The sequence below is a fragment of the Adlercreutzia sp. ZJ242 genome (genome assembly GCF_011038995.1).
Classification (GTDB): domain Bacteria; phylum Actinomycetota; class Coriobacteriia; order Coriobacteriales; family Eggerthellaceae; genus CAAEEV01.
This window is the reverse complement of record NZ_JAAKEE010000041.1, coordinates 1-21277: the sequence shown is the minus strand read 5'-3', so window position 1 is coordinate 21277 and position 21277 is coordinate 1. Positions and strand designations below refer to the sequence as shown.

At 65.8% G+C, this 21277-nt stretch carries 19 protein-coding genes, 2 tRNA genes, 1 pseudogene and 1 riboswitch; of the genes and pseudogenes, 2 read left to right on the top strand and 20 right to left on the bottom strand.

The features are described 5' to 3' along the window. Positions 1–371 precede the first annotated feature (371 nt). Positions 372–1526, top strand: a complete 1155-nt coding sequence (locus G7Y49_RS09360) for an AAA family ATPase (protein WP_165173183.1) — start codon at positions 372–374, stop codon at positions 1524–1526. 53 nt (positions 1527–1579) lie between these two features. On the opposite strand, the gene ispF is transcribed toward G7Y49_RS09360, so the two are convergent. From ispF to G7Y49_RS09345, 3 genes are all read right to left on the bottom strand, one after another. Then, positions 1580–2167 carry a 2-C-methyl-D-erythritol 2,4-cyclodiphosphate synthase gene (gene ispF, locus G7Y49_RS09355; protein WP_165173181.1) on the bottom strand — a complete coding sequence of 196 codons (588 nt, stop codon included), beginning with the start codon at positions 2165–2167 and terminating at the stop codon, positions 1580–1582. Beyond that, positions 2167–3006 (bottom strand): 2-C-methyl-D-erythritol 4-phosphate cytidylyltransferase, encoded by an 840-nt coding sequence (ispD, locus tag G7Y49_RS09350; protein WP_165173179.1) that lies wholly within the window; start codon positions 3004–3006, stop codon positions 2167–2169. Before ispD ends, ispF begins: the two co-directional genes overlap by 1 nt. 304 nt (positions 3007–3310) lie before the next feature. Then, entirely contained in the window at positions 3311–5902 is a 2592-nt protein-coding gene (locus G7Y49_RS09345) for an ATP-dependent Clp protease ATP-binding subunit (RefSeq protein WP_165173177.1), read from the bottom strand. A gap of 203 nt (positions 5903–6105) precedes the next feature. After that, a riboswitch (Lysine riboswitch) is annotated at positions 6106–6274 on the top strand. Positions 6275–6333: 59 nt separating this feature from the next. Here G7Y49_RS09345 and G7Y49_RS09340 point away from each other — a divergent pair. Beyond that, on the top strand, positions 6334–7887 hold the full coding sequence (locus G7Y49_RS09340) for a Na+/H+ antiporter NhaC family protein (RefSeq protein ID WP_165173175.1): 1554 nt from the start codon (positions 6334–6336) through the stop codon (positions 7885–7887). Positions 7888–8409: 522 nt separating this feature from the next. Here the strand turns inward: G7Y49_RS09340 and lysS are convergent. The 17 genes and pseudogenes from lysS to G7Y49_RS09255 form a co-directional block, all read right to left on the bottom strand. Next, on the bottom strand, positions 8410–10437 hold the full coding sequence (gene lysS / locus G7Y49_RS09335; RefSeq protein ID WP_165173173.1) for a lysine--tRNA ligase: 2028 nt from the start codon (positions 10435–10437) through the stop codon (positions 8410–8412). A gap of 190 nt (positions 10438–10627) precedes the next feature. After that, positions 10628–11098, bottom strand: coding sequence for a transcription elongation factor GreA (greA, locus tag G7Y49_RS09330; RefSeq protein WP_165173171.1), 471 nt, complete (start codon positions 11096–11098; stop codon positions 10628–10630). Positions 11099–11208: 110 nt separating this feature from the next. Continuing rightward, positions 11209–11460: a twin-arginine translocase TatA/TatE family subunit gene (gene tatA, locus G7Y49_RS09325; RefSeq protein WP_165173169.1), complete on the bottom strand. Its 252-nt coding sequence runs from the start codon at positions 11458–11460 to the stop codon at positions 11209–11211. 289 nt (positions 11461–11749) lie between these two features. After that, the gene (gene eno, locus G7Y49_RS09320; RefSeq protein WP_165173167.1) at positions 11750–13042 is read right to left on the bottom strand and encodes a phosphopyruvate hydratase; all 1293 of its coding nucleotides are present in this window, start codon (positions 13040–13042) and stop codon (positions 11750–11752) included. A 43-nt stretch (positions 13043–13085) separates the two neighbouring features. Further along, a complete protein-coding gene (locus G7Y49_RS09315; RefSeq protein WP_241157365.1) occupies positions 13086–13799 on the bottom strand; it encodes an energy-coupling factor transporter transmembrane protein EcfT in 714 nt (237 codons plus the stop codon). 129 nt (positions 13800–13928) lie between these two features. Further along, positions 13929–15044, bottom strand: a complete 1116-nt coding sequence (locus G7Y49_RS09310) for a GHKL domain-containing protein (protein ID WP_165173163.1) — start codon at positions 15042–15044, stop codon at positions 13929–13931. Continuing rightward, the gene (locus G7Y49_RS09305; protein WP_165173161.1) at positions 15041–16078 is read right to left on the bottom strand and encodes a hypothetical protein; all 1038 of its coding nucleotides are present in this window, start codon (positions 16076–16078) and stop codon (positions 15041–15043) included. Before G7Y49_RS09305 ends, G7Y49_RS09310 begins: the two co-directional genes overlap by 4 nt. Positions 16079–16105: 27 nt before the next feature. Next, entirely contained in the window at positions 16106–16822 is a 717-nt protein-coding gene (locus G7Y49_RS09300) for a LytTR family DNA-binding domain-containing protein (protein ID WP_165173159.1), read from the bottom strand. Between the two features lie 530 nt (positions 16823–17352). Next, a pseudogene (rplQ, locus tag G7Y49_RS12510) lies at positions 17353–17703 on the bottom strand (50S ribosomal protein L17); the annotation flags it as partial. A gap of 13 nt (positions 17704–17716) precedes the next feature. Continuing rightward, complete coding sequence (locus G7Y49_RS09290) at positions 17717–18667, bottom strand: DNA-directed RNA polymerase subunit alpha (RefSeq protein WP_165173155.1); 951 nt, start codon at positions 18665–18667, stop codon at positions 17717–17719. A 29-nt stretch (positions 18668–18696) separates the two neighbouring features. Beyond that, positions 18697–19323 carry a 30S ribosomal protein S4 gene (gene rpsD / locus G7Y49_RS09285; RefSeq protein WP_165052877.1) on the bottom strand — a complete coding sequence of 209 codons (627 nt, stop codon included), beginning with the start codon at positions 19321–19323 and terminating at the stop codon, positions 18697–18699. 18 nt (positions 19324–19341) lie between these two features. Continuing rightward, positions 19342–19740 carry a 30S ribosomal protein S11 gene (rpsK, locus tag G7Y49_RS09280; protein WP_172135866.1) on the bottom strand — a complete coding sequence of 133 codons (399 nt, stop codon included), beginning with the start codon at positions 19738–19740 and terminating at the stop codon, positions 19342–19344. Positions 19741–19749: 9 nt separating this feature from the next. Then, entirely contained in the window at positions 19750–20118 is a 369-nt protein-coding gene (rpsM, locus tag G7Y49_RS09275) for a 30S ribosomal protein S13 (protein WP_165173153.1), read from the bottom strand. 20 nt (positions 20119–20138) lie between these two features. After that, complete coding sequence (gene rpmJ / locus G7Y49_RS09270; RefSeq protein WP_006363204.1) at positions 20139–20252, bottom strand: 50S ribosomal protein L36; 114 nt, start codon at positions 20250–20252, stop codon at positions 20139–20141. 107 nt (positions 20253–20359) lie between these two features. Then, positions 20360–20578 carry a translation initiation factor IF-1 gene (infA, locus tag G7Y49_RS09265; protein WP_165052919.1) on the bottom strand — a complete coding sequence of 73 codons (219 nt, stop codon included), beginning with the start codon at positions 20576–20578 and terminating at the stop codon, positions 20360–20362. 326 nt (positions 20579–20904) lie between these two features. Further along, a tRNA-Gln gene (locus G7Y49_RS09260) sits at positions 20905–20978 on the bottom strand. A 20-nt stretch (positions 20979–20998) separates the two neighbouring features. Continuing rightward, a tRNA-Lys gene (locus G7Y49_RS09255) sits at positions 20999–21074 on the bottom strand. Positions 21075–21277 lie beyond the last annotated feature (203 nt).

The following is a 21277-nucleotide window of genomic DNA, read 5'->3' as shown; positions in this document are numbered from 1 at the left end:
CCTCACATCACTATACGATTCTATCTATAAGAGCATACAGTCACGTAGGTTCTCACGATGCTCATTTATTAATGGAAAGGTGTTTAATAATTAGCGGAATAGCGCTCATTTTTTGACGCTAGAAACAGCTGGTAGCACCCGCAAGCGGAAGCTACCCGTCCTGCTCGTTCGCATATTTCTAACGTGCTTGCATAATTTGCATAAAATATATAAATTGCTTTATCTTGCATAATTTGCATATTAAGATGCATCATGAAGCGCAGAATGCGTCACCAGACGCAGGGTGCGCCACGAGCAGCATCAGCAGCATCGGCAGCATCGACGACATCGGCAACGCCAGGCGAGCAACCCAGAGAGCGGAAGAGGCGCGCATGTTCAAAAATCCCTTCACCCCCATCTTCGGCGGCAAGCCCGACTTCTTCTTCGGAAGGAAGAGCATCCTCGCCCGGTTCGACGCCGCGCTCATCGACCGCGGGAGCGAAGATCGCGTGCTGTTCATCACGGGAAGCCGCGGATGCGGGAAGACCGCCCTGCTCGAGCAGCTGTCGCTCAGGGCGCGCGCCGCCGAGTGGAAGACCGTTGACGTCAACTCCGAGAGCCCCGTCGACACGCTCGTGCGCCAACTCGTTCGCCACGACGAGACCACCAAGACCCTCGAGCCCGAGCTTGAGGTCAGCCTCTGGGGAACAGGCGGAAGGCTGAAGGGCGGGTCCGTGTCGAGCACGACGCGTTACAGCGCATCTGACCTCGAGATCCTGTTCATCGAATCCTGCGAGAAGGAGCGCAAGGGCATCTTCGTCTCCATCGACGAAGTCCAGAAGGTCGCGCCCGACGACATGGCGGCAATCTGCGGCGCATTCCAAATGGCGTCGCGAAAGGGGCATGACGTGGCGCTCGCCATCGCCGGCCTCCCCTATGCGCACGACCAGATCATCCACCACGAGGGATGCACCTACATGAGGCGCTCAGTCCACGAGAAGCTCGGGCTGCTCACGCCCGAGGAGGTCAGCGACGCCTTCGGGGAGGCCATCGGCGGCGTCAAGGGGCTTTCCGCGCAGGATGAGGCGCTGCTGTTGCTCCAGGCCAAGAGCCTCGGACACCCCTACGTCATGCAGCTTCTCGGCTACTACCTCGTCGCATACGTCAACGAGCACGTCTCGGACAGGCGATACGACGTCACTGGCGATGACGTTGCGGAGTCAGCGCCCTTCGCGCTCGCCGCTTACGAGAGGCGAGCGCTCGCGCCCATCGTGGACGCCCTGGCGCCTGCCGAGCGAGACTACCTTCGCTCGATGGCGGAGAGCATCGACGAGGATCATGTGGCGAAGTCGGCGAAGATCGCCGAGCGGCTCGGGAAGAGCGCCTCGCAGCTGAGCCGAGCGCGGCAAAAGCTGCTCCGCGAGGGGATCATCGTGGCGGCGGGCCGAGGGAAGCTCATGTTCAACATACCCTACCTGCGCCGTTACGTAGTCCAAGATCACGCGGAGCGAGACGACGTCGAGCTCGTGCGCCTTTGGCGGCTCTAACCAGCGCGCCGAAGCCCGCGCGAAGGCGCGCTCAGAGGCGCTCCACGCGTAGCTTACCGTCGCGCCACCAGGCAGGTGGCGTAGGCGGTTATGCCCTCCTCGCGGCCCTCGTAGCCGAGCCACTCGGTGGTGGTGGCCTTCACGCCCACGTTCTCCACGTCCACGCCCATGGCGCGGGCGAGGTTCGCGCGCATGGCCTCGCGGTGCGGCGAGAGCTTCGGCGCCTGGCACGCCACCACGCTGTCCACGTCGAGGATCTCAAAGCCCTGCGCACGCACGTGATCCGCCACCGCCGCCAGGAGCTTGAGCGAGTCGGCGTCCTTGTAGGCCGGGTCGGTGTCGGGGAAGAGCTTGCCGATGTCGCCCCCGCGGATGGCGCCGAGCAGCGCGTCGGCCACCGCATGCGCGAGCACGTCGGCGTCGGAGTGCCCGAGCAGGCCCTTCTCGTGCGGGATGTCCACGCCGCCTAATATGAGCCTGCGGCCCTCGGCGAACGCGTGGACGTCCATGCCGAGGCCCGTGCGCAGGGCGCGCAGGTCGGTTGCATGCGGGCCAGGCGCGCGCAGGTCGGCCGCGTGCGGGTCGGCCGCGTGTGCGTCAGCTGCGCTCAGGTCGGCCGTGCGCGGGTCAGCTGCGGCCATCACTCGGCGCCCTTCAGCACGAACGCGCGCACCGCCGAGGCCAGGATCGCGTAGTCCTCCGGCACGGTGAGCTTGATGTTGTCGCGCTTGCCCTCGACCACCAGCACGCGCCCGCCGAGGCGCTCGATGAGCGCCGAGTCGTCGGTGCCCACGAAGCCGTCGGACAGCGCGCTCGCATGCGCGCGGCGGTAGATGCTCGTGCGGAACACCTGCGGCGTCTGCGCGTTCCAGAACACGCTGCGGTCGGGCGTGCCCATGATCACGCCGTCCTCCACCACCTTGAGCGTGTCGACCGCCGGGTGCGCCACCACGGCCCCGTCGGCGTCGAAGTTGCCCTTCACGGTGTTGATGGTGTGCAGGATGAGGTCGGGCGAGATGAGCGGGCGGGCGCCGTCGTGCAGCACCACGTACTCGAACTCCTCGCCCACGTACTCGAGCCCCGAGAACGCCGACTCCTGGCGGATGGAGCCCGCAGGCGCCATCACCACCGGCGTCACGAAGGGGAACGGGTCGATGGCGCGCTTGAGGTACTCGTCGGCGCGCTCCTGCGGGCACACGATGACGATGAGCCCCACGTCGCCCACGGCGTCGAACGCCTCGGCCGACCACGTGAGGATGGGCTTGCCCGCGATCTCCACGAGCTGCTTGCCGCCCTCCTTGCCGAACCGCTCGCCCGTGCCGCCTGCCAGGATGATGGCCGCCGTCTGGGGCTTCTTGTCAACCACGCCCTTCAGGGTCAGCGTCGTCTGGCTGAGCGCGTCGAAGTCAAGCTCCTCCACCGCGAAGTCAGGCGCGCGCAGCGCTTCCGGCTCAAAGATGGGATCGATCGTCCTGGACATGAAAACTCCCCTCGTCCTCAAAACACAATGTTCCCAGTATACGAGAAAATCCCACCTCAGCGCGAAGGGAGCCGCAAAAAATGGGAGGACCGCGGGCTTGCGCGGCCCTCCCCTCAAGACAGCCCGCGGTCACGTCCCGCAGCGGCGCCCGATGCACAGCGAGGGCAGCTCGCGGGGACGGGGCCAGCGGCGCCCGATGCGCAGCGAGGGCAACGGGCGGCGCAATCCAGCGCCCTCCCGTTGCCCTCGCACTGCCCTCGCGTCAGGCTCCTTGTTCGGCTCGCCGCCTGCTCGTCGCCGCCCGCTAGTCGCTGGCGCCGTCGGTGAGGCTGCCCGCGGGGACGGGGCGGCCGCCGGCGCCGCCGGCATGCCCCAGGTCGAAGTTCGTGAGCAGGAGCTCCGCCTCGCGCGCGATGGAGTCGCGCTTGCGCGGCGCCGGGATGGCCCCGAAGCCCTGGTTGAACACCAGGTGGGCGTCCTCCCCTTCGCCTTCCACGTCCACGTCCACCACCGAGCCGCTCGTCCAGCGGCCTTCCAGGATCTGCTCGGAGAGCGGGTCCTCCAAGAGGCGCTGGATGGCGCGGCGCAGCGGGCGCGCGCCGAAGGCCACGTCGGTGCCCTCCTTGGCGATGAGCGTGCGCGCGGCCTCGCTCAGGTTGATCGACATGTTCTGGGCGATCATGCGGTCGCGCAGGTCGGACACCATGAGCTCGACGATCTGGCCGATCTCCTCGGCGGTGAGGCTCTTGAACACGATGATCTCGTCGATGCGGTTCAAGAACTCGGGCCTGAACAGCTTCTTCATCTCCGACATCACGCGGCTCTTGATCTCCTTGTCGGACAGCCCCTCCTTGCCGGAAGCCGAGAACCCGAGCGTGGTGGTCTGCGCGATGTCGCGCGCGCCCACGTTCGACGTCATGATGATGACCGTGTTGCGGAAGTCGACCGTGCGGCCCTGCGCGTCGGTGAGGCGCCCCTCCTCCAGGATCTGGAGCAGGATGTTGAACACGTCAGGATGCGCCTTCTCGATCTCGTCGAACAGCACCACCGAGTAGGGGCGCTGGCGCACGGCCTTGGTGAGCTGGCCGCCCTCGTCGAAGCCCACGTAGCCCGGAGGGCTTCCCACCAGGCGCGACACGCTGTGCTTCTCCATGTGCTCGGACATGTCGAAGGACAGCAGCGCCTCCTCGGAGTTGAACAGGAACTCGGCGAGCGCCTTGGAGAGCTCGGTCTTGCCCACGCCCGACGGGCCCAGGAAGATGAACGAGCCGGCGGGGCGCTTCGGGTCCTTCAGCCCGCTGCGCGAGCGGCGGATGGCCTTCGACAGCGCCGTGACGGCCTCGTCCTGCCCGATCACGCGCTCGTGCAGCACGCCCTCCATGCGCAGGAGCTTCTCGGTCTCGGCCTCGGTGAGGCTCGACACCGGCACGCCCGTGGACATCGACACCACGTCGGCGATGTCCTCCACGGTGATCTGCTGGACCGTCTTCGAGGAGTCCTCCTGCCACTGCTTCTCGGCCTCCTCGCGCTTGGCCCGCACCTGCGTCTCCTCGTCGCGCAGCTGGGCGGCGCGCTCGAAGTCCTGCTCGCCGATCGCGCGGTCCTTCTCGGCGCGGATGCGGCGCAGCTCGTCATCGAGCTCGCGCAGCTCCTTGGGCAGCGTCATGTTGCGGATGCGCATGCGCGCGCCCGCCTCGTCGAGCACGTCGATGGCCTTGTCGGGCAGGTAGCGGTCCTGGATGTAGCGGTTCGACAGCGACACGGCGGCCTGCAGCGCCTCATCGGTGAAGTGCACCTGGTGATGCGCCTCGTAGCGGTCGCGCAGGCCCTCCATGATGCGCACGGCCTGCTCCTCGTTGGGCTCGTTGATCGTGAGCGGCTGGAACCTGCGCTCGAGCGCGGAGTCCTTCTCGAGGTGCTTGCGGTACTCCTCGAGCGTGGTGGCGCCGATGATCTGGATCTCGCCGCGCGACAGCGGCGGCTTCAGGATGGCGGCCGCGTCGATGGAGCCCTCCGCCGAGCCCGCGCCGATGATGGTGTGGATCTCGTCGATGAACAGCAGCACGTCGCCCGCGTCCATGACCTCCTTGATGACCTTCTTCAGGCGGTCCTCGAACTCGCCGCGGTACTTCGAGCCCGCCACGAGCGCGCTCACGTCAAGCGTGACGAGGCGCTTGTTGCGCAGGAGGTCGGGCACCTGGTTGGCCACGATGAGCTGCGCGAGGCCCTCGGCGATGGCGGTCTTGCCCACGCCGGGCTCGCCCAGGATGAGCGGGTTGTTCTTCTGGCGGCGCGAGAGGATCTGCATGACGCGCTCGATCTCGGCCGCGCGCCCGATGACCGGGTCGAGCTGGCCGTCCCGCGCCTTCTTCGTGAGGTCGGTGCCGAACTCCTTGAGCATGCTGTCGGAGCTGCCGCCCGCCGGCTCGAAGCCCGTGCGGCCCGCGTAGACGGCGCTCTGGCCCACGAGGTCGTTGAGCGCGCCGCGCACGTCGTCGCCCGTGACGCCCATGCGCCCCATGACCTCGAGCGCGGTGCCCTCGCCCTCGCGCACGATGCCGAGCAGCAAGTGCTCGGTGGAGATGTAGGACTGACCCATCTGCATGGCCTCGCGCAGCGAGTTCTCCAGCACGCGCTTCACGCGCGGCGTGAACGAAAGGTGCCCCGACACGTCGGCCGACTCGTCGATGGTGACCACCTGGCGGATGGCTTGCACCACCCCGTCGTAGGTGACGTTCAGGCGCGCGAGCGCCTGGGCGGCCAGGCCGTCCTTCTCCTGGATGAGCCCTAGCAAGATGTGCTCGGTGCCCACGTAGGGCTGGTGCAAGGCCCGCGCCTCATCCTGAGCCAGGACAAGCACCTTGCGCGCCTTGTCCGTGAATTTCTCGAATGACATTGGTGTTGCCTCGTTTCCTGCTTGCGCGCCTACCGTGGCGCGCCTTTCGTGTATCTAGGCCATATTAGCACTCCTGCCACCCGAGTGCCAAAGCAAGCTCCTATGTTACGCCACCGCCATAGAATGCTCATGAGCAAGGTTTATTCACCCTTTCATGCAAGCACGGCATAAAATATACATATCTTTGGTAAGATAAGCATCAAGTTCATGGCAGAGGAGCAGCCCTCATCAGTAGCCCTGGAGACACGTCGAGCAACGTCAAGGTGAAAGGGTAGGCTGCCGAAGGCCATGCGGGCGCTCAAATCCGCATGGACCTGGGGCGCGGCAGAACATGTCGCGCACTGTCGCGTAAAGCGGAGAGCTGCCGTGGTCGAGCGCCAGCTCCCTGTGACGCCCAGCCATGGCGAGGCTTTCCACGGAAAGGAATGGAAGTGGAATTTGTCAACACCGCCTGGGCGTTGGTGCCGGCGCTCGTCGCCATCGTGCTCGCCCTGGCAACCAAGGAAGTCTATGTGTCGCTGTTCGTCGGCATACTCATGGGCGCCTTGCTGGTCGCCGGGTTCGACCCCGTGGCCACGCTCGACGCCATCATCAACGACGGCATGATCCCCGCTGTGGCCGACAACGCGGGCATCTTCATCTTCCTGGTCCTCCTCGGCATGATGGTGGCCCTCGTGAACAAGGCTGGCGGCGCCAGCGCGTTCGGCAAGTGGGCCGCCGAGCACGTGACGTCACGCGTCGGCACGCAGATCGCGGCGTTCGCGCTCGGCGTGCTCATCTTCGTGGACGACTACTTCAACTGCCTGACGGTCGGATCGGTCATGCGCCCGCTGACTGATTCGAAGAACGTCTCGCGCGCGAAGCTGGCGTTCATCATCGACGCCACCGCGGCGCCCATCTGCATGATCGCGCCCGTGTCCTCGTGGGCGGCCGCCGTCTCCGGCGTGGCCTCCGACCTCAACGTCAACGGCATCGAGCTGTTCATCAACGCCATCCCGTTCAACTTCTACTCGCTGCTCATGATCGTGTTCGTGGTCGGCCTCATCTTCCTCAACTTCGACTACGGCCCGATGGCCAAGGCCGAGATCGAGGCCTACAAGAACGGCAAGCTCGGCTCGCTCGGCGGCGACGTGGCCGTGAAGAACACCCGCGCGAGCCTGTGGGACATGCTCGTGCCCATCATCGTGCTCATCGTGTGCTGCATCGGCGGCATGCTCTACGTGGGCGGCTTCTTCGGCGGCGAGACCGCCGGCAGCGTCATCGACGCGTTCGGCAACACCGACGCCTTCGTGGCCCTGCCGTGGGGCTCGCTGATCGCGATCACGTTCGCCTTCCTGTACTTCCTAGCGCGCCGCCTGCTCACGCTGCGCGAGGCGTCTGAGTCGTTCGCGAGCGGCTTCAACGCCATGGTGCCCGCGATCCTCGTGCTCACCTTCGCCGTGACGCTCAAGAACATGACCGGCCTGCTCGGCGCCGACGTGTTCGTGGCCGGCCTCATGGAGGGCGCGGCCCCGGGCCTGTTCAACCTGCTGCCCGCCGTGATCTTCCTGGTCGCCGTGTTCCTCGGCTTCTCCACGGGCACGAGCTGGGGCACGTTCGGCATCCTGATCCCCATCGTGATGCCCATCTTCTCGAACGACCCGACGCTGCTCATCATCGGCATCTCCGCCTGCCTGGCGGGCGCCGTCGCAGGCGACCACTGCTCGCCCATCTCGGACACCACCGTCATGGCGTCGGCCGGCGCGAACATGAAGCACGTCGACCACGTGTCCACGCAGCTGCCCTACGTGATCACCATGGCGGCCATCTCGTTCGTGATGTTCGTGATCGCGGGCTTCGTGCAGAACGCGTTCATCTGCCTGCCGATCGGCATCGTGCTCACTCTGGGCACCCTGGTCGTGCTGAAGAAGACCGTCGGCAAGAGCGTGAAGGACCTCGGCCCCGCGAAGGTCATCGACCCGGAGGCGGAAGCCGCCCAGGTGTAGGCGCACGTGGAAGCCGCCCGGGCATAGGCGCGTTCAGGCGCAGGCACGCACCCCTGCGCAGGTGCACGTCCTTACGTAGGCACGCTCCCCTGCGCTTTTGCGCACGCTCCAGAAACACGAGAAGGCCCCGCGGGGCCTTCTCTTTTTGCAACTCGCAGAGGGGCAAGGAACGGGACAGGCCGTTTCCCAGGTCGCCCCATCCGGGCCGCCTCGTCCGCCCTGGACCCTTGGGGCCGAAGCACCGACAACGCCCTTTCTGCATCCATGATTCTGAAAAGCTGGATGGAAAACACCCGTTATCGGCGATTCGAGCCCCGAAAACCACCGACAACGGTGCTTTCGCATCCACTTTCCTCGGGAGATCGCCGACAACGGCCCCTTTTCATCCAGAATCGCCTGAGGGGTGGATGAAAAAGCACCGTTGTCGGTAGCGTTGCCGGCAATCAGCAAATCCTGCGTCGGGAACGCAGCCGGGCCGCGCCGGGAGATGCGGTTTGCCACCCCCGGCACGGGGCTGATGGGCTAGTAGAGCTTCGCGCCGGCGGGGATGCGGTCGCTCACCATGAGGAGGTTCAGGCGCTCCTCGGGCTGGCCGTCCTCGCCCGGCTCCTCGTGGATGGCCGACAGTAGCATGCCGCAGGAGTAGACGCCCATCATCTTGCGCGGCGGCAGGTTGGTGATGGCGATGAGCGTGCGGCCCACCAGCTCCTCGGGCTCGTAGTACGCGTGGATGCCCGAGAGGATGACGCGGTCGGCGTCCGTGCCGTCGTCGAGCGTGAACTGCAGCAGCTTCTTGGACTTGGGGACGGCCACGCACTCCTTCACCTTCACGGCGCGGAAGTCCGACTTGCTGAAGGTGTCGAAGTCGACCTCCTCCTCGAAGAGCGGCTCGATGACCACCTTCGAGAAGTCGATGGGCGCGGGAGCCTCAGCAGCCGAAGCGGAGGCATCTGCAGCCGGGGTCGGAGCCGTAGCCGCCGCTGCAGCCGCAGCCGCCGCAGCCGTCTCCGCTGCAGCCGCAGCAGCTCCCGCAGGCTTCGCGCCACCTGCCGGAACTTCGTCCTTCATGTGGGGGAACAGCAGGACGTCGCGAATGGTCGGCGCGTCGGCGAGCAGCATGACCAAGCGGTCAATGCCCACGCCCACGCCGCCAGCCGGCGGCATGCCGTACTCGAGCGCGCGGATGTAGTCGTGGTCGAAGCCCATGGCCTCGTCGTCGCCCATGTCCTTCGCCTCAACCTGCACGCGGAAGCGCTCGGCCTGGTCAACCGGGTCGTTGAGCTCGGTGAAGGCGTTGGCGTACTCGTGCCCGCAGATGAACAGCTCGAAGCGCTGCGTGAGCTCGGGGTTGTCGGCCTTCTTCTTCGCGAGCGGGCTCACCTCGAGCGGGTGGTCGACCACGAAGGTGGGCTGCACGAGCTTGCTCTCAGCCACGGCCTCGAAGATCTCGGCGATGAGCTTGCCCTTGCCCCACGCGTCCTCCGCGTGCCCGCCGCTTCGCTCCAGGATGGCCACGAGCTCCTCGCGCGTGCGGTCGAAGCTCACGTCCTCGCCCGCGCCCTCGCTTGCCAGCTCGACCATGGACGCGCGGCGCCACTCGCCCGACAGGTCGATCTCCGTGCCCTGGTAGGTGATCTGCAGCGTGCCGCACGCCGCCAGCGCCGCCGCCTGGACGTAGCCCTGCGTGAGGTCCATCATGCCGTTCAGATCGGAGAACGCCTGGTAGGCCTCCATGGTGGTGAACTCGGGGTTGTGGTACGGGTCCATGCCCTCGTTGCGGAACTGGCGCCCGATCTCGAACACCTTCTCGAAGCCGCCCACGAGCAGGCGCTTCAGGGGCAGCTCGGTGGCGATGCGCAGGTAGTAGTCGCGGTCGAGTGCGTTGAAGTGCGTGGTGAAGGGCTTGGCGTTCGCGCCGCCGATGATCGGGTGCAGAAACGGCGTCTCGACCTCGTAGAAGCCCTGGTCCTCCATGTAGCGGCGGATGGCCGACACGATCTTGAAGCGCTTCTCGAACACGCTGCGCACCTCGGGGTTGACCACCAGGTCAACGTAGCGCTGGCGGTAGCGCGTCTCCTTGTCGGTCAGGCCGTGGAACTTCTCGGGCAAGGGCCGCAGGCTCTTGCTGAGCAGCTCGAAGGACTCCACCGCCACGGACAGCTGGCCGCGCTTCGTGCGCATCATGGTGCCGTGCACGCCGATCCAATCGCCCACGTCGAGGTCCTTGCACCGCGCGAAGGCGTCTTCGCCGAGCGCGTTGATGCGGCAGAACAGCTGGATGGTGTCGGTGGCGTCCTGCAGCTCCAGAAACGCGATCTTGCCCTGCACGCGCTTGGCCATGATGCGGCCGGCCACGTCGACGGCGTCCTCGGTGGAGTCGCCGTCCTCAAGGTGCCCGTACAGCTCGTTCAGCTGCGCCACGTGGTGCGAGTAGGCGAAGGCGTGCCCGTAGGGGTCCTCCCCCGCCGCGATGAGCGCGGCGCGCTTGGCGCGGCGCACCTCGATGGGGTCGTCTTCGATGGCCTCGGGGGCCTTGTTGTTCTCGGTCATATGAATCCTTGTCTCATATCACAGGCAGTTCGCAACGTCAGCGAGAAGGGCTGAGGTGCCCCGCGTTGCCGTGAAAGCTTGAGGAAGCGCACTTCGTACGCGACGAAAGCTCAGAGCGGCAAGGCGGGGTGCCCCAGCCCTTCGCAGCATCGGCCAGCCCCGCCGCCGCATGGGCGACGGCGAAGCGCCCTTAGTGCTCGATCTTCAGGATCTCCATCGTGATCTCGCGGCCGGTCGGGCCGGTGGTCTCGATGTGGTCGCCCTTCTTGTGGCCCAGAAGCGCCGCGCCCACCGGCGACTCGTTGGAGATCTTGCCGGCAGCCACATCGCTCTCCGCGCCGCCCACGATGCTGAAGACGCGCTCGCGGCCGTTCATGTTGACCGTGACGGTCGAGCCGATGTTCACCTTGCTCGAGCGCTTCGGCGTGTTCACCACGGTGGCCTCAGACAGGATGCGGCTGATCTCGGCGATGCGCGCCTCCATCATGCCCTGCTCATTCTTCGCGTCATCGTACTCGGAGTTCTCGGAGATGTCGCCGAACTCGCGCGCCACCTTGATGCGCTCGCCGATCTCGGCGCGCTTCTCGGTCTCGAGGTAGTGGAGCTCGTCCTCGAGCTTCTCACGGCCTTCCTGCGTAAGGATGTAGTTGCTGTCTGCCATTGACTTGCGTCCCCTTCTAACAAAGCAGCACGCTTGAGCTGACAAGCGTGCCACCTATCCGCTATGGAAGCGCCCAGCCGCGCGAGGCGGCTCGGCGCGCGTAACCTGCCCTACTCGGGCTTCTTCTTGACGACCTTCTTGGTGACCTTCTTCTGAGCAGGCTCCTCCTCGACGACCTCGACGACCTCGTCGTCAGCGGCCTCCTCGACCTCCTTCTCGCCTGCGCCCATGCCTTCGCGCAGGTTCTTCACCGTCTTGCCCAGCGCGCTGCCGAGCTTCGGAAGGTTCTTCGGGCCGAAGATAAGCAGGATGACCACGAGAATGATAAGAAGCTCGGGCACGCCCATTCCCAGAATTCGCATCAGATCCTCCGTAAAGGCTCACGCAGGGCGGAGCCCCGCATATGTGGGCAGGGCTGCAAGCCCCGCGATTTCTACCGCTCGTCAGGGTAGCACAACATGCCCACCGCGACGCGCTCTCCCTTACAAAGAACACAGGCGCCCCGCATACGGCGCCTGCGAGCACCTGCTGCCGAGGAACGGGGGCTGCGAGGCGCAGCGCCCGAAGACGCGCAAGCGCCCTCCCGGCGGGAGGGCGCTTGGCTGGCCGCTTGCCTCTCGGCCGCGCTTCCCGGCCGCGCTTCTCGGCTGGCTAGCGGTTGATGTTGTAGAAGGCGTTCATGCCGGCGTAGACGGCCTGGCTGTCAAGCTGCTCCTCGATGCGGATGAGCTGGTTGTACTTCGCCACGCGGTCGCTGCGGCAGGGCGCGCCAGTCTTGATCTGGCCGGTGTTGCACGCCACGGACAGATCGGCGATGGTGGTGTCCTCCGTCTCGCCGGAGCGGTGGCTCATCACGCACGCGTAGCCCGCCTGCTTCGCCATCTCGATGGCCTCGAGCGTCTCGGTGAGGCTTCCGATCTGGTTCACCTTGATGAGGATGGCGTTCGCGCACCCCAGCTCGATGCCCTTGGCCAGGCGCTTGGAGTTGGTGACGAACAGGTCGTCGCCCACGAGCTGCACCTTGTCGCCGATGCGGTCGGTGAGCATCTTCCAGCCGTCCCAGTCCTCCTCGGCCATGCCGTCCTCGATGGAGATGATCGGGTACTTCTCCACCAGGGCCTCCCAGTAGTCCACCATCTCGGCGCTCGTGAGCTCGCGGCCCTCGCCCGCCAGGACGTACTTGCCGGTCTCGGCGTTGTAGAACTCGGTGGACGCCGGGTCCATGGCGAACATGATGTCGGTGCCGGGCTTGTAGCCGGCCTTCTCGCACGCCTCGACGATGTACTTCAGCGGCTCCTCGTTGGTCTTGAGGTTGGGGGCGAAGCCGCCCTCGTCGCCCACGCCGCCGCCGAGGCCCGCGTCATGCAGGACCTTCTTCAGCGTGTGGTAGATCTCGGCGCACCAGCGCAGCGCCTCGGCGAACGTGGTGGCGCCCACCGGCATGATCATGAACTCCTGGAAGTCCACGTTGTTGTCGGCGTGCACGCCTCCGTTCAGGATGTTCATCATGGGCGTGGGGAGGATGTGCGCGTTCACGCCGCCCACGTACTTGTACAGCGGCAGGTCGGCCGACTCGGCCGCCGCGCGCGCCACGGCCAGGCTCGCGCCCAGGATGGCGTTCGCGCCCAAGGCGCCCTTGTTCTCGGTGCCGTCCACCTCGATCATGGCGTCGTCAACCGCGCGCTGGTCGTCAGCCTCGAGGCCCAGAAGCGCCTCGGCGATCTCCTCGTTCACGTGGGCGACCGCGTCCTGCGTGCCCTTGCCCATGTAACGGCCCTTGTCGCAGTCGCGCAGCTCAACAGCTTCGAACGCGCCGGTCGATGCTCCCGAGGGCACGGCTGCGCGGCCGAATGCGCCGTCCTCCAAGACGACCTCGACCTCAACCGTGGGGTTCCCGCGCGAGTCGAGGATCTCACGCCCGTACACGTCGATGATGACGCTCATGTGTGCCTCCTAGCAGACAACGGATGCTTCCTTGCAGGTCAAATCATAGCACGACTGCGAGCGCGGCGCACAGGGCGCACCCCCCTGCGAGCACGATGGCGCTGCGCGCGGTGAAGCGACGCGGGGAGAGGGCGGTGCGCGGGCCTGCGCCGTAGCAGCGCGCGTCCATGGCCTGCGCGAGCACGTCGGCGCGGCGGAACAGCCCCACGAGCACCGGCACGAACACGCCGCCCCAAGCGCGCAGGCGCGCCATGAGGCCGCCGTCGAACGCCGCGCCGCGCGACCGCTGGGCGTCGCGCACGCAGACGAGCTCCTCGTACATGAGCGGGATGAAGCGCAGGGCGACCGAGCAGACGGCGGCGACGTCGTCTGCGGGCAGGCCGACGCGGCGCGCGGGGCGCAGAAAGCCCGCGAGCGCGTCTGAGAGCTCGGTTGAGGTCGACGTGAGGCTCACCGCGAAGCTGGCGAGCACGAGCGCCACGATGCGCGCGCCGAGAAAGCAGCCGCGCAGCGGGTCGGCGAGGTTGAACAGCACGGAGAGCGCGGCGAGCGCGAAGGCGGGAGCGCCGAGGCGCAGCACGCGCGACGGCGGCAGGCGCGCCATGAGCAGCGCGATCGCGAGCAGGGCCGCCATGCAGGCCATGCCCGCCCAGGTGTCGACGAAGAAGAGCGCGGACGAGTACGCCGCGAGGATCGCGACTTTCGCGCGCGCGTCGAGGCGGTGGACGGGCGATGGGTTCGTCGGGCTGGCTGGCATGTGCGTCTGCATGCGAGCAGTATGCCACATCACGCCCGCGCGCGCAGCAGCGAGCAGCGGAACCGCGCGCTCAGGGCAGGGCGCCGTCCTCCGGGCATGCCGCCGCGCGCGCAGCAGCGCAGCGGGACGCTAGCTCGTCACCTTGAGCGCCACAAGCGTACGGAACTCGCGCCCCGTGCGCTTGGCCTCGAACGTGCCGTCGTAGCGCTCGGCGATGGCGTCGAGGATGATGGTGCCCCACCCGTGCTCGCGGAAGGGCGCGCGGGGCTCGGGCACGGGGAGGGAGGGCGCGCCATCGCCTGCGGCCGCCGGATCGCCCGCAGGGTCGCCCGCGGCCGCCGGATCGCCCCCAGCCGCCCCAGCCACTTGACCGTCCGCGGCCACCGCTCCGGCCGCGGCCGCTTCCGCCGCCTCCGCCGCGATCCTCGCGTCCAAGATCTCATCAGCTGCGCTGCGGCAGCTGTTCGTCGCCTCGAGCATGAAGAACCCGCCCGCCACGCGCGCCTTCATGGTGATGAAGCGCTCCGAGGCGGGGTTCACCTGCGCGCATGCCGCGATGGCGTTGTCCATCACGTTGGAGAACACGGCGCACAGATCGACGTTCCGCACCGCCAGGTCATACGGCACCTGCAGCGCGAGATCCGTGCGGATGCCCTGCTGGGCGCACAGCTCCAGCTTCGAGTCGAGCAGCGCGTCGACCACCGGGTGCCCGCACGAGCTCGGCCGCACGCGCACCCAGGCGGAGGCGCTCCTCATCTGCCGCCTCACGTTCTCGACCATGTCCTCGGGCGCCTCGCCCGCCTCAACCGCCTCGAGCTCGTCGAGCGCGCGCACCACCCGCTTGAGGCGCCCGGCGATGTCAGCCTTGGCGTGGCGCGCGTCGGCCGCGTCGGCCTCGAGGCGCGCGAGGTGCTCGACCTGCAGCTCCATCTGCTCGCGCAAGACGCGCTCGCGCTCCTCCACGAGGTCCTTCTCCTCGGATGCGTTCAGCGCCTTCACCAGCACCACGTCGCCCGCCGCGCACAGGCCGCCCGACGCCACGACCAGCGCGTAGAACCACGTGGGGACGTCGTTCATGATGAAGCACACCAAGAGGAACGCCATGATGACGACCTGCATGCCGGGGATGAGCACGTTCGCCCACCAGCGCAGGCGCGAGTAGCGGCGCAGGCGGCGCGCGAACATCACCGTCACCACCGCGAGCACGAGCACCACCGCGCAGGCTATGACGAGGCGCACCGTCATGAGCGCTCCCCTTCCGCCCGCACGCCCACGCTCGCGACCCGCGAGCCCGCCGCCCGTGAGCCCGCAACTTGCGGACCCGCCGCGCCCGCATCGGAGCCCTCGCCGGGCGAGCCCGCCGCCCGTGCGCCCGCGCTCGCAGCCGACCCCACGCTCTGCTCGAGCGCGTCGCCCCGCTCCTCGCAGCAGGCCTCCATGGCCTCGGCGATCTCGCGAGCGCGCACGAGGTCGCCGCGCACGATGAGGTCGTTGACCACCTGCAGCTGGTTGCGCACGTCATGGCGCAGGCGCGCCACGCCCTCGATGCTCTTCACCACATGCTGGTACCGTTCCAGATAAGCGCTCAGCTGCTCCTCGAGCATGCGCACGCGCCCCTCGGCGCGCCGTCGGCGCTCGAACCGGTCGACGACCACCATCAGGTACACGTCGACCACCACGCATGCCAGGCTCAGCGTCATGCTTCCCATGCTGAGGAAGAGCTTCTCGCCCCCGAGGAACTGCATGGCGTAGATGCACAGCGACAAGAGCAGCGTCTGCGTGATGAGCAATCCGGCGATGAAGGGGAACCCGTGCCCGTGTCCCTCGCCCGAGAGCTTTCGCAGCGCCATGCCCGAAGAACCCAGAAGCAGCACCACGAGGAGCAGGTGCATCACGCGCACCAGCCAGAACTCCGGCATGAGCGCGCTCGGGTCATCCCCACGCACCGTCAGCATGCCCGTGAGCGCATACCACAGGACCATGCCGAGCACCTCGGACACCGACATCGCGATGAACAGGATCACCAAGGCGAAGACGCGGTAGCCCGCACGTCCCCTCGACATGACGTACGGCAGAACGAAGTACTCCGCCAGGCCGATGACCAGGCGAACGAGCGGCAAGATGTCCAAGCGGACGAGCGAGGTGCTTATGCTCATGGCCATGCGCAGCACCCAGAACAAGGGGACGTTGCGTATGTTGAGCACTTTCGTGCAAGCAAAGGCGTACACGATCTCCACGGGAAGAACGCTCAGCGCCTCGATTGCGTCAATCCACGTCAACCAGCTTGCACCTTTCCCCGTGGCGCGCTACAAGCCAGCGCGCAAATGCGACAGAAGCTCTTCCTTCACGTACTTGCGGCGCTTCTGGCTCACCGGCACGCTCGCGCCGGAGAGCAGCACCACCTCGTCAGCGCGCAGCTCGGACACGTTGTCCATGTTGACGAGGAAGCTCTTGTGGCACTGCATGAACGACGCAGGCAGAAGCTCGGACATGCGCGCGAGCGAGCCGTACGTCTCCACCACGCCGTCGGCGCCGTGGATGCGGATCTTGCGGCGGTCGCTCTCGACGTAGTCGACGCGCTCGGGGAGGATGCGGATGATGTTGCCGCCCACCGACACGGCCAGCGGGCGGGACAGCGCGGCCTCCAGGTTGCGCAGCGCCTTGTCGATGGCGTCGAACAGCTCGGCCTGGTCGATCGGCTTCACGAGGAAGTAGATGTGGCTCGACTGGTACACGCGCGTGCAGTTCTCGGCATAGCCCGTGGCGTAGATCACCTGCGTCGAGGAGCCCTCCGGGAAGAGCTCCCTCACCAACTCCACGCCGTCCTCGTCAGCCAGGCAGATGTCCATGAACACGATCCCCGGCACCGCGTCGGAGCTGCCGCGCGCCATGAGCTTGCGCAGCTGAGCGGCGCTCTCGACATGCGTCAACGCGAAAGTCGCGCTCTCGGGATGCTCGCCGACCATGCGCTCCAAGATGCGCGCCTGCTCGAGGTCATCCTCGACTATCAATACGTTCACCATGTTCGATCCCCACGTCACTTCAATGTTGCCAAAAAGTATTATACAGAACGACACCCCCCCCCCCCGAGTAAGACCGCCGCAAACCACGCGGCAAACGGGGGGAAGCTGCATTTTAACCCATTATCATGGGAAAACGCAAAAAAGGAACCGCAGGCGGCATGCGCCTGCGGTTCCCCCTGCTTTGCATAGAGTTCTCGGCGTCCCGCTCGCCGTCTTGCGGCTGGGCCAGCGGGCGCCCCTCGCACCCAAAGGGAAGCGAGCAGCTACTCGGCCTTCTCCTCGGCCGGAGCCTCAGCCTCAACCTTTTCCTCGGCCGGAGCTTCCTCGGCCTCAGCGGCCTTCTCCTCGGCCTCGGGCTCCTCAGCGGGCTCCTCAGCCGGAGCTTCCTCAGCCTCAACGGCCTCGGCGGCCTTCTCCTCGGCCTCGGGCTCCTCAGCGGGCTCCTCGACCTTCTTCGGAGCGGCCTTCTTGGCCTTCGCCGGCTTCTCCTCGGCCTTCTCTGCGTCAGCCTTGAACTTCACGGGCTCGGTCACGAGCTCCATGATGACCATGGGGGCGTTGTCGCCCTTGCGGTTGCCGAGCTTCATGATGCGGGTGTAGCCGCCCGGACGATCCTTGAACATGCCCTGCTCGACCTTCTCGAAGATCTCGCGGACCAGGTCCTTGTCGTTCAGGTAGGCGATGGCCAGACGGCGGGAGTGCAGATCGCCGCGCTTCGCCCAGGTGATGATCTTGTCAACGTCGGGGCGGATTTCCTTAGCGCGGGATTCGACCGTCTTGATGCGGTCGTTCAGGAACAGGGCGGCAACCAGGCTGCGCTTCATAGCCTTGGTGTGGCTCCAGTCGGTGCCCAGCTTGCGCCCCTTCTTGTAGTGTCTCATGATCTTAAGTCTCCTAAAGCTTCAAATTGAGGTCCATGGAAATGAGCTTGTCCTTCACTTCCTCGATGGACTTCGCACCAAAGTTTCTGATGTTCAGCAGGTCGTTCTCGGAGAACTCCACGAGCTGGCGCACCGAGTGGATGCCCGCGCGCTTCAGGCAGTTGTAGGAGCGGACCGACAGGTCCAGATCCTCGATCTGCTTGTCGAGCTCGGCGTTGGTCTCCTGACCCTCCGGCGCGAAGATGGAGGGAACCTCGCCCTCCTCCTCGTCAGACGCATCGGAGAGGCTCAAGAACGCCCCCATGTACTGGTTGATGATGTTGGCGGCGCGGCACACGGCCTCGGTCGGGGCGATGGAGCCGTCGGTCTCAACCTCAAGGACCAGCTTGTCGTAGTCGGTGCGCTGACCAACGCGCGTGTCGGTCACGTTCATGGTGCAGCGGCGCACGGGCGAGAACAGCGAGTCGACGTGGATGACGCCGATGGGGTCCTCGGTGCGCTTGTTGCGCTCGGCGGAAACGTAACCGCGGCCGATGCCGATGCGGATGGTCATGTCGAGCTGACCGCCGTCAGCCACCGTGGCGATGACGTGCTCGGGGTTCACGAGCGTGAACTCCGTGGGGACCTCGAGGTCGGCGCCGGTGACGGTGCAGGGGCCCTCGGCCAGCACGTGGGCGGTGGCCTCCTCGACGTCCTCGGTGAGGGCGCTGAAGACCAGGCCCTTGACGTTCAGCACGATGTCGGTGATGTCCTCGATCACGCCCTCGGCGGTCGTGAACTCATGCTGCACGCCCTCGATCTGGATGGCCGTAGCCTTCGCGCCATCCAAGGAGGACAACAGCACGCGGCGCATGGAGTTGCCCAACGTGTTGCCGTAGCCACGCTCGAGCGGTTCCACGATGTAGCGAGCTACCGTGTCGTTTACTTCTTCCGTTGTAACAGTCGGCCTCATGAACTCCGTCATGTGTGAGTAGCCTCCTTACTTTGCCGCGGTTATTTCGAGTAAAGCTCGACGATAAGCTGTTCGCGGATGTCGGAATCGATCTGATCGCGCTGCGGAAGAGCGAGCACGCTGCCCTGCAGCTTCTCGATGTCAACCTCGAGCCAAGCCGGAACCTGGGTGCGCTCGTTGGAGATCAGAGCGCTCTTGATGACGAGCATGTCGCGGGCCTTGGGGGCCACGGCGACGAGGTCGCCCGGGCGAACGCGGAAGGACGGGATGTCGACGCGGCGGCCATTCACCTGGATGTGGCCGTGACGGACCTGCTGGCGGGCCTCAGCGCGAGACTTCGCGAAGCCGAGGCGGTACACCACGTTGTCGAGGCGGGACTCGAGCACGCGGAGCAGGTTCTCGCCGGTGATGCCCTGCTGGCGGTTGGCGATGTCGTAGTAATGGCGGAACTGCTTCTCGAGCACGCCGTAGATGCGCTTGGTCTTCTGCTTCTCACGCAGCTGGGTGCGGTATTCGCTTTCCTTCACGCGCTTCTTGCCGGCCTCGCCCGGTGCGTAGTTGCGGCGCTCGAGTGCGCACTTCTCGCTGTAGCAGCGATCGCCCTTCAGGAAGAGCTTCGCCCCCTCGCGACGGCACAGACGGCAGTCCGCTCCAGTATAACGAGCCATAAGTATCGATCCTTTCAGTTACACGCGACGACGCTTGCGCGGACGGCAACCGTTGTGCGGGATGGGGGTGCAATCCTGAATGCTGGCAATCTCAAGGCCGGCAGCCTGCAGAGAGCGGATAGCCGTCTCGCGGCCGGAGCCGGGGCCCTTGACGAACACGGAGACCTTGCGCAGGCCGTGCTCCATAGCCGTCTTGGCAGCGGCCTCCGCAGCCATCTGCGCCGCGAACGGCGTGGACTTGCGGGAGCCCTTGAAGCCCACCGTGCCGGCGGACTGCCAGGAGATCACATTGCCCTGGGGATCGGTGATGCTGACAATGGTGTTGTTGAACGTAGACTTGATGTGAGCAGCGCCCACGGCAATGTTCTTACGCTCGGAACGCTTGATGCGCGTACGTACGTTTTTCTTAGCCACGATGCTCCCTCACTACTTCTTCTTGCCGCCGATTTGCTTGCGCGGACCCTTGCGGGTGCGAGCGTTCGTGTGCGTGCGCTGACCGCGAACGGGCAGGCCCTTGCGGTGACGCAGGCCACGATAGCAGCCGATCTCCATCAGGCGCTTCACGTTCTGGGAAACCTCGCGATGCAGGTCGCCCTCAACGTGGAGGTTCGCCTGGATGTAGTCGCGGAGCTTGACGAGCTCCTCTTCGGTGAGGTCGTCGGTGCGCGTGTCGGGGTTGATGCCGGTCTCGGCGAGAACCTTCTTCGAGGTGGTCAGGCCGATGCCGTAGATGTAGGTCAAGGCGATCTCAATGCGCTTATTGCGAGGAAGATCGACGCCAACAAGACGTGCCATGTTATCTGCTTCCTTTCTTCCTAGCCCTGACGCTGCTTATGGCGCGGGTTCTCGCAGATGACGAGCACCTTGCCATGGCGTCGGATGATCTTGCACTTGTCGCACATTTTCTTGACCGAAGGACGTACCTTCATATCACTTTCCTTTCGGTTATGCGGTTTGCTCTATACATTAACGCCCAGCCGCTGGCGATAATTTTCGAACTGCTTCTCGGCTTGCTTACTTGAACCTTGCTTGTACCTTACTTGAACCGGTAGGTGATGCGCCCGCGGTTCAGGTCGTACACGGACAACTCGACGGTCACCTTGTCGCCCGGCAGAATCTTGATGTAGTGCATGCGCATCTTGCCGGAAATGTGGGCCAGGATGCTGTGCCCATTCTCAAGCTCGACCTTGAACATGGCGTTCGGCAATGCCTCAAGCACCGTGCCCTCAAGCTCGATTACGTCTTCTTTAGCCAAAGCCGCCCTCTCTTTACGAGTAGTCAGTAAACAGCGACCGTAGATGCTACCAGAAAGTCAAGCGGTTGTTAAGGAAAAATAGCGTAGAGCGCAAAAAACCAACAAACCGGCGTCTGCTGGTTTCAAAATGACCTGCTTGCCAGGCCCGCGGTACTGAAGCCGCGCAGCTCGTCGGGCAGGGCCCGGGAGCCGCCAGGTACGCGCGCCGCGCTGCGCGATGCAGCCGGCGCCACCGCCTTGTCGGTGGGAGGGGAAGCGCGAGGCCCTGCGGCCCGCGCCCGCCTGCTCGGGCGAGGCGAGAAACCGCCGAGCAGGGCCGAGAAGCCTGGCTGGGGTACCAGGATTCGAACCTAGATAGCTGGTACCAAAAACCAGAGTCCTGCCGTTGGACGATACCCCAAGGGCTTCCTCATGCGTAGATGGTGGGCCGTGAGGGAATCGAACCCGCGACCTTGGGATTAAAAGTCCCCTGCTCTGCCAGCTGAGCTAACGGCCCACTTTGATACGCGAAGTTGTATTGTACCCGCTCGCACGGGCGAGGTCAACGGGAAACGCGCTCTGTGCGAAATGTTGACGGCGTAACTTTGATGGGGGCCATGCTCTCCCGATCTCCTACCAGCCCGTTCCGGCCATTCCGGAGTCGACGGCGGCAGCATAGCGCACCTCGGCCGACATGCCCGCCACGCTCGCGGCCGGCGG